Raw genomic sequence first — 12,571 nt, forward strand, 5'->3', positions numbered from 1 at the left:
ATAAAAGCGGTATAAAAATTGCATTGATTTTCTATATAACTGCTGAGAAATTTGAGCTTAACGTTGGGCTTGAGATGGCAGTGAGGATTACACAGAGGTATCTATGGGATTATCAGCCAGTGGTTTGGGCTCAGGGTTAGATGTAGCCGGCATGACGCAGCAGTTGGTCGCGGCGGAACGTACGCCCAAGCAACAGCGCTTGAGTGAGCAGATGGCTAAAGTTGAGGTGTCGTTGAGCGCCTACGGCCAAATTAAGTCATCAGCCAGTAAATTTCAGGAAATGTTTGAAAAATTCGATGAAGATGATGTGTTTGACAATAATAAAGTCACATCGTCAGACTCGGATTTTGTTGACGCCAGTGTTGAGAGTAACGCGCAAAACGGCCGCTATTCGGTAGAGGTTAAAGCGTTAGCACAGAGTCACCGTTTGGCCAGTGCTAACAGTTTTGATGCGGACCCTAAGGCTCGTTTAGGTAGTGGTGATCTTGTTCTGTCGGTGGGTGACAAATCGATGACGGTTAACATCGATTCAAACAAGAGTAGTCTTAAAGATGTGGTAACTGCCATCAACAAGGCCAAAGACAACCCAGGGGTTACCGCCACTATCATGACGGACCAAGATGGCGCCAAAATTGTCTTCTCCAGCAGTAAAACCGGCAAGGAAAACTCGGTCAAGATTGATGCCAGCGGGGCAACGGGAGAGCTGTCTAAGTTGACCTTTGATCCGGCGGCTCCTGATGCGAACGTCGAGATGAAGCAGATCCAGCCAGCCCAAGATGCCCATATCGTTATTGATGGTTTCTCGCATGTGTATAGTGATACCAACAAGTTTGAAGATGTGCTCGAAGGGGTAACCCTTGATGTCAGTAAACTGACAGGCACAACGGGTTCGGGCAAGCCGACTGACGATGAAGAAGTCAAAAATGTGATCATTGAAATTACCAATGACACCAAAAAGCCAGAAGATGCTATTAAACAACTGGTTGAATCGTATAACAGCATGTTCAAGATGATTGAAGAGCAGTCGAAATACGATGTTGAAGCGAAAAAAGGCGGTCCACTCGTTGGCGACAGCCTAGCTAACTCCCTCTTAGGTCAGATGCGCAGCTTGTTCAATAACCCGATCACCGGTTCGGATGGCAAGACCTACCAGATGTCTGATTTTGGGGTGACCACCACGCGAGAAGGTGAGCTTGAGATCGATGACGAGATCCTTGAAGAAATCATCAAGGACAATTATGGGGCAGCCAGTGCCTTCTTCTATGGTGACGAAGGCTTTCTGAAAAAAGCTGATAAGCTGCTGGAAGGCTTTGTTGGTAGTGATGGTTCGTTGACCAATAGGGAAAACAGCCTGAAAAGCGAGCAGGAGCGGATTGAAGATGGGATGACGGATCTCAATGAGCGAATGGCTGCTTTTGAAGATCGTACCTATAAGCAATTGACCGCGATGGATGCTGCTATCGCCAAGATGAACACAGAGCTTTCCACGATGCAGAGCCTGCTACTGTAAGGATGAAAGATGGATGAACTAACCCAGCTAGAACAGCAAATCTCATCTCTGCTGGCGGCAGATGAATACAATGATGATTTTCCCGAGCAGCTGCAAAAGCTGGTAGCGGCACGCCATCAGCAAGTAACCCTGTTGTTGCGTGATCAAAAGACGTTAAGTCGTAGTAAGTTTGATGATATTCAAACGCGAACTCAGGATTTGAAGCAGCTGTTAGAACAAAACAGTGCCCGAATTAGAAGTAAGTTACTGACTAACCAAAAGGCCAAGAAGTCAGTGGCTGTTTATCAAATGATCAGAAATAATTAGGAAAAAGGTATGCGAGGCTCCCTTCAGGCATATAAGAAAGTATCGGTAAACTCACAGTTGGCAAGTGCATCACCACACCGTGTGGTGCAGATGCTGTTTGCGGGGGCGATTGAGCGATTGGTTCAGGGTAAGGCGGCCATGGAAGCGGGCAATACCGCGATGAAAGGTGAGCGACTGAACAAGGCGTTGGCGATTATTGGCAGTCTGCGCGAGAGCTTGTCGATGGAAGATGGTGGTGAAATTGCGGTGAACCTTGATCGTCTGTATGACTTCATGATGCGTCATGTTATCGAGGCTAACGCGACCAATAATCCGGAAAAGATCAGTGAGGTCATTACACTACTGACGGATATCAAATCAGCATGGGATCAAATCCCGGAAGAATTCCATTACCAGACGGAAAAATAATCAGTCGCCGATCGTGGTTGATTAGAAATTACCAGAAATATTTTGGAAGCAAGATCAAAGTTTGGATCAATAGCAAACCTTGATAGGGCCTGTGCACCCAGCTTTTCGGGATGCCAGTTGCCTTCTACCGCACATCTATTACAATGGTTGCCAATTTACCCGGCAACCATTTGCTCTATGCTTGGCATAGCCACCTCCGTGGCCTTGCTTCGGCATACTATGGCGTACCGTCCATAAACAGGGTGCCAATCATTAGAAACACCAAAGGCAGGCAATTCTTTTCTATGCAAGGTTTAGCAAAAACCCTCGTTATTGATGATGACGCACAGCATCGCCATGATCTCAGTGTCATTCTATTTTTTTTGGGCGAGCAGTTCGAAGTCTTGTCGTCAGAAGAGGTCAATGATTCGCACTGGGAAAAAGAATGGAGCGCCTGTTTATTGGGGAATATCAGCAAGGGGAAATCCCTGACGCAGATCCTCGATTTCTTGCGGATTCAGCATCATATTCCAGTGGTTGCGCTCGCTAATTATGAACGTGAGCTGTCAGGGCTGCCGAATTACATTGGCAATCTTGATTACCCGCTGAGCTACAGCCCGATGACAGAGGCGCTGCGTCACTGTCAGGAATATTTGGGCAAGCAGACCTATCAGGTTCCTCAGTTGGGCCGCAAAAATACCCTTTTCCGTTCTATGGTCGGCCGAAGCGAGGCCATTAGCCAAATTCGCCATTTGATCGAGCAAGTGTCAGCAACCGATGCTAGCGTGCTGATCCTTGGTGAATCGGGTACCGGCAAAGAGGTTGCGGCACGCAACATTCATTACCACTCTTCGCGTGGCAAAGGGCCGTTTGTGCCTGTTAACTGTGGTGCTATTCCTGCGGACTTGCTGGAAAGTGAGCTGTTTGGTCACGAGAAAGGCGCCTTCACGGGGGCAATCTCTGCTCGTAAGGGGCGTTTTGAGCTGGCTCAGGGCGGTACCTTGTTCCTTGATGAAATCGGCGATATGCCGATGGCGATGCAGGTCAAGTTGTTGCGGGTATTGCAGGAGCGTTGCTTCGAGCGGGTAGGTGGTAGCGAAACCATTAAGGCAGATGTGCGGATAGTGGCTGCGACTCACCGTAATTTGGAAGTGATGATCAAAGACGGGACTTTCCGCGAAGATCTTTACTACCGTTTGAATGTTTTCCCAATCGAAATGCCGGCATTGCGCGAGCGTATCGAAGATACCCCGCTTTTGCTGCAAGAATTGCTGGCTCGCCTTGAAGCCGAAGGGGCAAAGCCGGTGTTCTTTACGCCGCGTGCCATTAATTCGCTAATGGAGCATGACTGGCCGGGCAATATTCGTGAGCTGGCCAACTTGGTCGAGCGCTTGATTATCCTCTATCCGGGCGAAATGGTGGATGTTACGCACTTGCCGATGAAATATCGTCATTGCGACCTTCCGGTGTTCCGGGCGGAAGAGAATTTCCTCGCAGTGGAAGATCAGGAGCGTACAGCATTGGCTGATATGTTTGCCTGTCAACCGGTTGAACATGACGAGTTTTTGGCTGCGACAGGTCTGCCGCCGGAAGGTGTCAACTTGAAAGAGATGCTGGCAGATCTTGAAGTAGACATGATCCGTCAAGCACTTGAAGCCCAGACAGGCGTGGTGGCAAGGGCTGCCGACATGTTGGGGATGCGCCGTACCACCTTGGTGGAAAAAATGCGCAAGTACGGCTTGAATAAAGAAGACGTACGCTGAACCCTCCCTGCAGCGTCATATTCTTGACGCTGCAACAAACACTCTAGTGAACACAAGTCACTGAAATTAAATATTTTTAGTTGGCATGAAAAATGCTTTATCATCGTAAAATCGACGATTAATAAGTATTTTAGGTCCGCTTTATGGGTGGTTATTCGCCTTCTTCAGATAATCTACCCCAGCAGGTAGCCCGTTATCAGCAAGCTTTTGATGTTATGCCATCTGGGGTTATTTTTTTGGATCCCAAAGGGGTAGTTGAAGAAGCCAATCCAGAAGCCTATCGCTTACTGGGCGAACCGTTGGCGGGCGAGCGTTGGGTGGATATCATCCAGCGGGCTTTTTCGCCGCGTGAGGATGATGGCCACGAGGTCTCTTTACATAATGGCCGTCGGGTACGGTTAGCCATTTCAGCATGCCAAAGCGGACAGCTGATTTTTATCACCGATATGACGGAAACCCGTTTGCTGCAATCGCGGATCAGCGAGATGCAGCGCCTTTCCTCGTTGGGGCGAATGGTGGCTTCGCTGGCTCACCAAGTTCGTACACCTCTGTCGAGCGCCATGCTTTATGCAGCTAACCTACGGACGCAGACGATCAATGCGGTGACACGTGAGCGCTTTCAGACCAAGCTTCTTGATCGCTTGCATGATTTAGAGAAGCAGGTCAACGACATGCTGCTGTTTGCCAAGGGCGGGGATAACAAGGTGATAGAAGCCTTTTCTCTCGGGGCATGGCTAGACGAGTTGGAGCGGATGGTCGAAAGCCAGGTGATGGCTAATGATGTCGATTTCAGCCTTGATTGCGATGATGAGACTCGACAAATTATGGGCAATGCCAATGCATTGGCCAGCGCCGTTGCCAATGTGATCACCAACGCGATCCAGATGGCGGGCAAAGCGTGCCGGGTTTCACTGGATATCACCACCGATGCGGGGTGGGCACATATTCGGGTGACGGATAACGGCCCGGGTATCGCGCCCGATATCAAAAAGCGAATTCTTGAACCGTTTTTTACCACCCGCAAGCAAGGTACCGGTTTGGGGCTTGCGGTGGTGCAAATGGTTGTCAAAGCTCACCATGGCCAGCTCCATGTCTCTTCGGAGCCGGGGGAGGGGGCGTGTTTTACGATTTCTGTTCCGTTGATAGAACCGCAAAGCGGTATGAATAACGAAAAACAACAGGTAACCGCTGCAGGAGAAATGCAATGAGACAGAGCCGGATATTGGTCGTCGAAGACGATGAAGGCCTGCGCGAGGCATTGGTTGATACTTTGTCGCTGGCGGGTTATGACTGGCTTGAGGCCGAAAGCGCTGAGCAGGCGTTGCTGCTGTTGAAATCCAACGAGGTTGATATCGTTGTATCCGATGTTCAGATGGCGGGTTTGGATGGGTTTGGTCTGCTACGTAGTATCAAGCTGAGTTGGCCTAAGCTGCCGGTATTGTTGATGACGGCTTATGCCAATATCGAAGATGCGGTATCGGCGATGAAGGAAGGCGCGATTGACTACATGGCTAAGCCGTTTGCGCCGGAAGTACTGCTGAATATGGTTAGCCGTTATGCGCCGATCAAGGCCGAAATGACTCAGGCGGTTGCGGCTGATCCGAAATCGCTTAAGTTGCTGGCTTTGGCCGAGAAGGTGGCGCGCACCGATGCCAATGTGATGGTGCTGGGGCCGAGTGGCACTGGCAAGGAAGTGATGTCGCGCTATATTCATGACCATTCGCTGCGTAAAGACGGCCCGTTTGTTGCCATTAACTGTGCGGCGATCCCTGACAATATGTTGGAAGCGACTCTGTTCGGTTATGAGAAAGGGGCGTTTACCGGTGCGGTACAGGCTTGCCCGGGTAAATTTGAACAGGCGCAGGGCGGGACTATCTTGCTTGATGAAATCAGTGAGATGGATTTGAACCTACAGGCCAAGCTGCTGCGGGTATTGCAGGAGCGGGAAGTTGAGCGTCTAGGCGGACGCAAAAGTGTGAAGCTGGATTTGCGGATCATCGGCACCAGTAACCGTGACCTTAAGCAGTATGTTGTTGATGGCTTGTTCCGCGAAGATCTCTATTACCGTTTGACAGTATTTCCATTGACGTGGCCGGCCTTGGCCGAACGTCCAGGGGATATCGTGCCATTAGCAGAACATTTGTTGCAGCGTCATTGCTGCAAGCAGGGAATGCCGGTTCCGGTACTGGCTGAGTCGGCGCGACAGAAGCTGTTGCAGTATGCTTGGCCGGGTAATGTTCGTGAGCTTGACAATGTGATTCAGCGAGCCTTGATCTTGGCGAGCAATGAATGCGTCGAAGCGGGTGACATCCTGCTTGAGGGGCTCGATTGGCTCGATTCTATTGCGCTGCAAGAGAAAGTTGCGGCAGGCGTTTCGTCTTTTTCTCTGCCAGCTGGTGAGCCAGAAATGGCAGAGCCGGAAGGGCAAGGGTTTGACGGGTTAGGAAATGAGCTGCGTGAACAGGAGTTTTCGATTATTCTAGAGACCATTCGCGCTTGTGATGGCCGACGCAAGGATGTTGCTGAAAAATTGGGAATTAGCCCACGAACTTTGCGCTATAAAATGGCAAAAATGCGCGATGCTGGAATAAAGATCCCAGTTTGACCCCTCAAAATCGGCTGCGACTCGTCATGCTGACAAACAAAACAATATCATAATGCCCTCTACTAACATCTTTTGACGGGTTGGAGTAAAGAATGAAAGTTAACGGATTACAGGCCGAAATGCAGGCCATGAAGCTTGAAGCGAGCAACACTAACCGCCCGGCGACTGGCCAGCAGGTTAGTGCGGATTTTGGCGCGTTGCTCGGGGATGCAATCAAAAGCGTTAATAATATCCAATCACAGTCGAGTGAATTGGCTACCCGTTTTGATCAGGGGGACCGCTCGGTGTCTCTTTCTGATGTGATGATTGCCCGCAACAAGTCAAGCGTGGCCTTTGAAGCGACCGTACAGGTTCGCAACAAGATGGTCCAAGCCTACAAAGAATTAATGAATATGCCGGTTTAATGCAGGAATAATTGAGTGTCGGATATCTCTACAAATAATGGGCTGGCCGCCGCTGGCAGTGCCCCGGCGCCTGCTTTGACTGATAATGCTCTAGATCTGAGCAGTTCGGACCAAGCAGAAAAAAGTTCGAAGCGGGTTAATGGTATGCTCGGCAACCTTGACCTATTGCGTCAGATTATATTGGTGTTGTCGGTCGCTATTTGCATGGCGCTTATCGTCATGGTTGTTATTTGGCTCAAAGAGCCGGAAATGAGGCCGCTTGGTACTTACGATACCAGTGAGTTGATTCCGATCCTAGACCATTTTGACCAGAAGAAAATCCAGTACGAGCTTGATGGCAACACGATCCGGGTTCCCGTTGAAAATTATTCGAGCCTTAAGTTGGAGCTGACCCGCGTTGGGTTAGACGCCAAGGTCGACGAAGGCGATGATATTTTGCTTCAGGATATGGGTTTTGGTGTTTCTCAGAGACTAGAGAAAGAACGCCTTAAGCTAAGTCGCGAGCGTCAGCTGGCACGAGCTATCGAGCAAATTCGTCAGGTCCGCAAGGCACAAGTACTGTTGGCAATGCCGAAACAGAGCGTATTCGTGCGCCATAACCAAGAAGCATCGGCAACGGTATTTTTAACCCTAGGTGGCAATGCCATGCTGGGTCAGCAGGAAGTGGATTCAATTGTCGACATGGTGGCGTCGGCAGTACCGGGGCTTAAGCCGACTCGGGTGACCGTGACCGACCAGCATGGTCGTTTGCTGAGCTCGGGCAGCGAGGATCCGAGCGCAACCGCACAGCGTAAGGAGTACGAGCTTGAGCGTAAGCAGGAGCAGGCCCTACGCGACAAAATTGATGCCATATTGATTCCGGTATTGGGCTTGGGTAACTATACCGCTCAGGTTGATGTCTCTATGGATTTCAGCGCAGTGGAAGAAACGCATAAGCGCTATGATCCGTCCAATCAAGCAACCCGCAGTGAGTTTACGCTTGAAGATTACAATAACGGTAACGTGGTTGCTGGTATTCCTGGCGCGTTGAGCAATCAGCCACCTGCTGATAGTTCCATTCCGCAGGATATTGCTAACCTTCAGTCGGGCAAGGGCTCAAGTGATGGTTCGGTCCACCGCGAGTCGACCCGTAACTATGAATTGGATACGACCATTCGCCACAAGCGTGCCCAAACGGGTACGGTTCAGCGCCAGACGGTATCTGTTGCCGTGGATTACAAGCAATCGGTCGATCCAAAATCGGGAGAGGTCACCAAGGTACCGCTTACCGATGCAGAGCTAGTTAAGATCAGCCGTTTGCTAAAAGGTGGTATTGGTTTTTCCGACCAGCGTGGCGACGTAATCGAAGTATTATCAGTGGCGTTTGTCGCACCAGAACCTGAGCAGGTCGCGAACTTGCCGATTTGGGATCATCCTAACTTTAATACGTGGATTCGCTGGTTGGCGGCTGCGTTTGTGATTGTGGTGGTGATCTTGGTGATGGTTCGTCCGGCGATGCGCAAGCTGCCGTACCCGAACCAAGCTGCCGACGGTACGCCGTTGGATGAAAACGGTATGCCAGTTCATCAGTCAGGCAATAGTGATAATGTCGATCTTCTTGGTAATGGCCTTGACGGTGCTGAAGCCTTTGAGCTGGGTAGCACCCTTGAGCTACCTAGCCTCCATAAAGATGAAGAGTTGTTGAAAGCGGTTCGTGCCTTGGTGGCTAACGAACCGGATCTGGCCGCACAGATCGTGAAGAGTTGGGTAAACGAAGATGGCTAATGAAATTGCGACCACTGAAGAAGTTAAATTTGATGTCTCCTCACTGAAAGGTAGCGAGAAAGCGGCAATTTTGTTGCTCAGCCTGAGTGAGGAAGATGCCGCCAGTATTATTCGCTACTTGGAACCGAAGCAGGTTCAGCGAGTAGGTGGTGTGATGGCCTCGATGTCTGACTTGAATCAGGAGAAGGTGTCGTCGGTTCACCGCCTGTTCCTTGAAAGTATTCAGAAGTATACCAGTATCGGCATGGGTAGCGAGGACTTTGTCCGTAATGCTCTGGTTGCTGCGTTGGGTGAAGATAAAGCCAATAACTTGGTTGATCAGATTCTGATGGGTAGCGGTTCGCGTGGCTTGGATTCGTTGAAATGGATGGATCCTCGTCAGGTGGCCAGCATTATTCTCAACGAGCACCCGCAGATCCAGACAATTGTCTTGTCTTATCTTGAACCGGAGCAGTCGGCTGAAATTCTGGCCCAGTTCCCTGAGCGGGTACGCCTTGATCTGATGATGCGAATTGCCAACCTGGAAGAAGTCCAGCCAGCGGCACTTCATGAACTTAACGATATCATGGAGAAACAGTTTGCTGGTCAGGCTGGTGCTCAGGCGGCCAAGATTGGCGGCTTGAAGGCTGCTGCTGAAATCATGAACTACCTAGACAACAATGTTGAAGGGTTGCTCATGGATCAGATTCGAGACAACGATGAGGATCTGGCGACCCAGATTGAAGATCTGATGTTTGTCTTTGACAATCTTGCCGAGGTTGATGACCGCGGGATCCAGATCCTGCTGCGCGATGTGCCTCAGGAACTACTGCAAAAAGCCCTCAAGGGAGCCGACGATATATTGCGTGGCAAGTTCTTGCGTAATATGTCCAAGCGTGCTGCCGAGATGCTGCAAGAGGACCTCGATGCGATGGGGCCTATCCGGGTTGCCGATGTCGAGGCTGCACAGAAAGAGATCCTATCTGTTGCCCGTCGTTTGGCTGATTCCGGTGAGTTGATGCTAAGTGGCGGCGGTGCTGAAGAGTACCTTTAATGATTGATAGCAAGCTAAACAGGTTGGGTTATGTCCACTGAACAACGCCGAGGTTTTCTCCGGGTTGCCGACCATCAGGCTCAGGAGCTAGAACGCTGGGCTTACCCAGATTATTCCGATGAGGTTCCGCTTTCCAGCGAGAACGCGTTGAACTATGTTCCGTCGTGGCATGATGAGGCGGTCGAAGAACTGGAAGAGCCTGAGCCGCCGCCGTTGACGGCTGCGGATCTGGATGAAATCCGCCAGTCAGCTTTTGAAGAAGGCATTGCCGAAGGTCGTGAGGCGGGTTACAGCCAAGGGCATGAGCAGGGTATTGCCGATGGCTTCGAGCAAGGTCATGCCCAAGGTCTTGAACAAGGTCTGGCGCAGGGCCTTGAAGATGGGCAGGCGCAAATCAACCAGCAAGCTGCCGTGCTTGTTCAGTTGGCCGACCAGTTGGCCACACCGTTGGCAAAAATTGATGGCGAAGTCGAGCGTCAGCTGATCCGTCTGGTGACCACGATGGCCCGTGAGTTGGTACAGGTTGAACTGCAAATTAACCCGCAGGTTATTTTGCAGACGATCCGAGAGGGTATTGCTGCCCTACCGGTGGCAGGCCAGAAGGTCATTATCCAGCTGCATCCCGAAGATTTGGCACTGGTGCGCGAGGCGTATGGTGACGATAATCTTGCTGAGCGCCAATGGTCGTTGCAGGGCGAGCCCGCGATGAATCGTGGTGATCTTCATCTTGCCAGTGGAACATCGACGGTCGATTTCCCGATGGAGCAGCGTATCCGGCAGGTGCTGACTCAATTTATCGGTCGTAATAGCCAGCAGTTGGCAGCGACCGAACACCAACCAGAGCCTGTTTCTGAGCAAGCGGCAGACGCAGAGTCTGCCCATCAGCAAGATGATGCCTTATCAGAGACAGCTTCTGCTGCGGAGCCTGCATAATGGCATCGTTGGCAGAGCGCCTTTCTCACTATCAGGCTGATCAGCTGGGATACAAACCAGTCGCGTCCGGTCGCCTTGTGCGTGTTGTCGGCCTGACGCTTGAGGCCATTGGTTGCCGGGCTCCGCTCGGTAGCTTGTGCAAGGTAGAAACCCTGACTGGCGAGATGGAAGCCGAAGTCGTCGGTTTCTCTGGCGAGACGCTTTATTTAATGCCGAGCGAACAGCTGACAGGGGTAATGCCGGGGGCCAAAGTGACGCCGGTATTGCAGGCGGCAGGCTTGCCTGTCGGAATGGAATTGCTCGGCCGGGTAATTGACGGTGTTGGCAATCCCCTTGATGGGATGGGTGAGATCTATACCGCCGAGCGAGCATCGTTCAACGCCGAACCGATTAACCCATTGGCGAGAAAGCCGATTAAAGAGCCGCTTGATGTCGGCCTCAAAGCGATAAACGGTCTGTTGACTGTTGGCAAGGGCCAGCGTATCGGCCTGTTTGCCGGTTCGGGTGTCGGTAAGTCGGTGACGCTCGGGATGATGACCAGAGGCACCACAGCACAGGTTGTGGTGGTCGGTTTGATTGGCGAACGTGGCCGAGAAGTTAAAGAATTTATTGATGAGATCCTCGGTGTTGAAGGTCGGGCCCGTGCTGTTGTTGTGGCCGCGCCAGCTGATGCCTCGCCGTTGATGCGTCTTAAAGGTTGCCAGACGGCTCTGACGATTGCCGAATACTTTCGTGACCAAGGGCTGGACGTTTTGTTGCTGATGGATTCATTGACCCGTTTTGCCCAGGCCCAGCGCGAGATCGCGCTGTCTGTCGGCGAGCCGCCAGCGACCAAGGGCTATCCGCCGTCAGTGTTTGCCAAGCTACCGGCTCTTGTTGAGCGGGCTGGTAATGGCGGCGAGCACCAAGGTTCGATAACTGCATTTTTTACCGTATTGACCGAAGGCGATGATCTGCAAGATCCGATTGCCGATGCATCCCGTGCGATCCTCGATGGTCACATTGTATTGTCGCGGGAGATGGCCGATGCGGGTCATTATCCTGCGATTGATGTAGAACGCTCTGTGAGCCGGGTAATGCCTGCCATTGTTAGCGAAGAGCATATGCTGATGTCGAAAGCGGTGCGACAAATTTTGTCGATTTGCCGTAAGAACCAAGATCTGGTCTCGATTGGGGCGTACAAGCCCGGAACCGATCAGTCCATTGATCAGGCGTTCCATTTCAAACCGAAATTGGATGGCTACCTGCAGCAGACCATGAAGGAATCTGTTCCTTATGCGATGTGCGTCAATATGCTCCGCTCTATATTGGGCGGGTGATAATCGAGGTGAGCGGCGATGTCGCTGTTACTGCAACCCCCAAAGCTGAATTGATATGTCTGACCGATCGTTACAATTGATCCTCGAGCGCGCGCAAGAGGATGAGCATCAGGCATCTTTAGCCCTGAATCAGGCGCGGATTGATCTCGATAGCTACCGTGAACAGCTAGCCCAAATTGAGCAATATCGATTTGATTATTGCCGTCAGCTGTCTGAACGCGGTATGGAGGGATTGTCAGCCAGTGCCTACAACCATCTTCAGAAGTTCCTCAACCAACTTGATGAGACACTGCTTAGGCAGCGAGAGGCTGGTCGGCATTTTGAGCAGCAGGTCGAAATATGCAGTGGGCAGTGGCAGGATGCTCGCAAGCAGCGTCGTTCCATCGAATGGCTGCTGGAGAAAAAACAGCACGAGCGCCAGCTCAGGCTTGAAAAGCAAGAACAGAAACTGATGGATGAGTTTTCGACCTTGCAGTTTGCTCGTTTGATGGCCAATCGGCGTTCTGAGCAATAATGTCAAAGTGTATAATATGGCGTACTTTTTGCT

General features: G+C 51.1%; 12 protein-coding genes. All 12 read left to right on the forward strand.

The window, feature by feature from the left end; translation table 11 throughout:
• Window positions 1–103 precede the first annotated feature (103 nt).
• Window positions 104–1,510, forward strand: a complete 1,407-nt coding sequence (fliD, locus tag ACSF8X_RS06390; protein ID WP_500850940.1) for a flagellar filament capping protein FliD — start codon at window positions 104–106, stop codon at window positions 1,508–1,510.
• Between the two features lie 9 nt (window positions 1,511–1,519).
• Window positions 1,520–1,816, forward strand: a complete 297-nt coding sequence (locus ACSF8X_RS06395; RefSeq protein ID WP_500850941.1) for a flagellar biosynthesis protein FliS — start codon at window positions 1,520–1,522, stop codon at window positions 1,814–1,816.
• Between the two features lie 9 nt (window positions 1,817–1,825).
• Window positions 1,826–2,224 carry a flagellar export chaperone FliS gene (fliS, locus tag ACSF8X_RS06400; RefSeq protein WP_500850942.1) on the forward strand — a complete coding sequence of 133 codons (399 nt, stop codon included), beginning with the start codon at window positions 1,826–1,828 and terminating at the stop codon, window positions 2,222–2,224.
• A 284-nt stretch (window positions 2,225–2,508) separates the two neighbouring features.
• Complete coding sequence (locus ACSF8X_RS06405; protein WP_047878741.1) at window positions 2,509–3,966, forward strand: sigma-54 dependent transcriptional regulator; 1,458 nt, start codon at window positions 2,509–2,511, stop codon at window positions 3,964–3,966.
• Between the two features lie 143 nt (window positions 3,967–4,109).
• A complete protein-coding gene (locus ACSF8X_RS06410; RefSeq protein WP_500850943.1) occupies window positions 4,110–5,174 on the forward strand; it encodes a sensor histidine kinase in 1,065 nt (354 codons plus the stop codon).
• Window positions 5,171–6,571: a sigma-54-dependent transcriptional regulator gene (locus ACSF8X_RS06415; RefSeq protein WP_500850944.1), complete on the forward strand. Its 1,401-nt coding sequence runs from the start codon at window positions 5,171–5,173 to the stop codon at window positions 6,569–6,571. The genes ACSF8X_RS06410 and ACSF8X_RS06415 overlap by 4 nt, the downstream gene beginning before the upstream one ends.
• Window positions 6,572–6,663: 92 nt before the next feature.
• On the forward strand, window positions 6,664–6,975 hold the full coding sequence (gene fliE / locus ACSF8X_RS06420; RefSeq protein ID WP_047878738.1) for a flagellar hook-basal body complex protein FliE: 312 nt from the start codon (window positions 6,664–6,666) through the stop codon (window positions 6,973–6,975).
• Between the two features lie 15 nt (window positions 6,976–6,990).
• Entirely contained in the window at window positions 6,991–8,739 is a 1,749-nt protein-coding gene (gene fliF / locus ACSF8X_RS06425; RefSeq protein WP_500850945.1) for a flagellar basal-body MS-ring/collar protein FliF, read from the forward strand.
• On the forward strand, window positions 8,732–9,772 hold the full coding sequence (gene fliG / locus ACSF8X_RS06430) for a flagellar motor switch protein FliG (protein ID WP_047878736.1): 1,041 nt from the start codon (window positions 8,732–8,734) through the stop codon (window positions 9,770–9,772). Before fliF ends, fliG begins: the two co-directional genes overlap by 8 nt.
• A 30-nt stretch (window positions 9,773–9,802) precedes the next feature.
• Window positions 9,803–10,705, forward strand: a complete 903-nt coding sequence (gene fliH, locus ACSF8X_RS06435) for a flagellar assembly protein FliH (protein WP_084722211.1) — start codon at window positions 9,803–9,805, stop codon at window positions 10,703–10,705.
• The gene (gene fliI, locus ACSF8X_RS06440; protein WP_047878735.1) at window positions 10,705–12,024 is read left to right on the forward strand and encodes a flagellar protein export ATPase FliI; all 1,320 of its coding nucleotides are present in this window, start codon (window positions 10,705–10,707) and stop codon (window positions 12,022–12,024) included. The genes fliH and fliI overlap by 1 nt, the downstream gene beginning before the upstream one ends.
• Window positions 12,025–12,079: 55 nt before the next feature.
• Window positions 12,080–12,538, forward strand: coding sequence for a flagellar export protein FliJ (gene fliJ, locus ACSF8X_RS06445; protein ID WP_047878734.1), 459 nt, complete (start codon window positions 12,080–12,082; stop codon window positions 12,536–12,538).
• The last annotated feature ends 33 nt before the right edge of the window (window positions 12,539–12,571 follow it).

Source organism: Photobacterium panuliri (assembly GCF_059920555.1).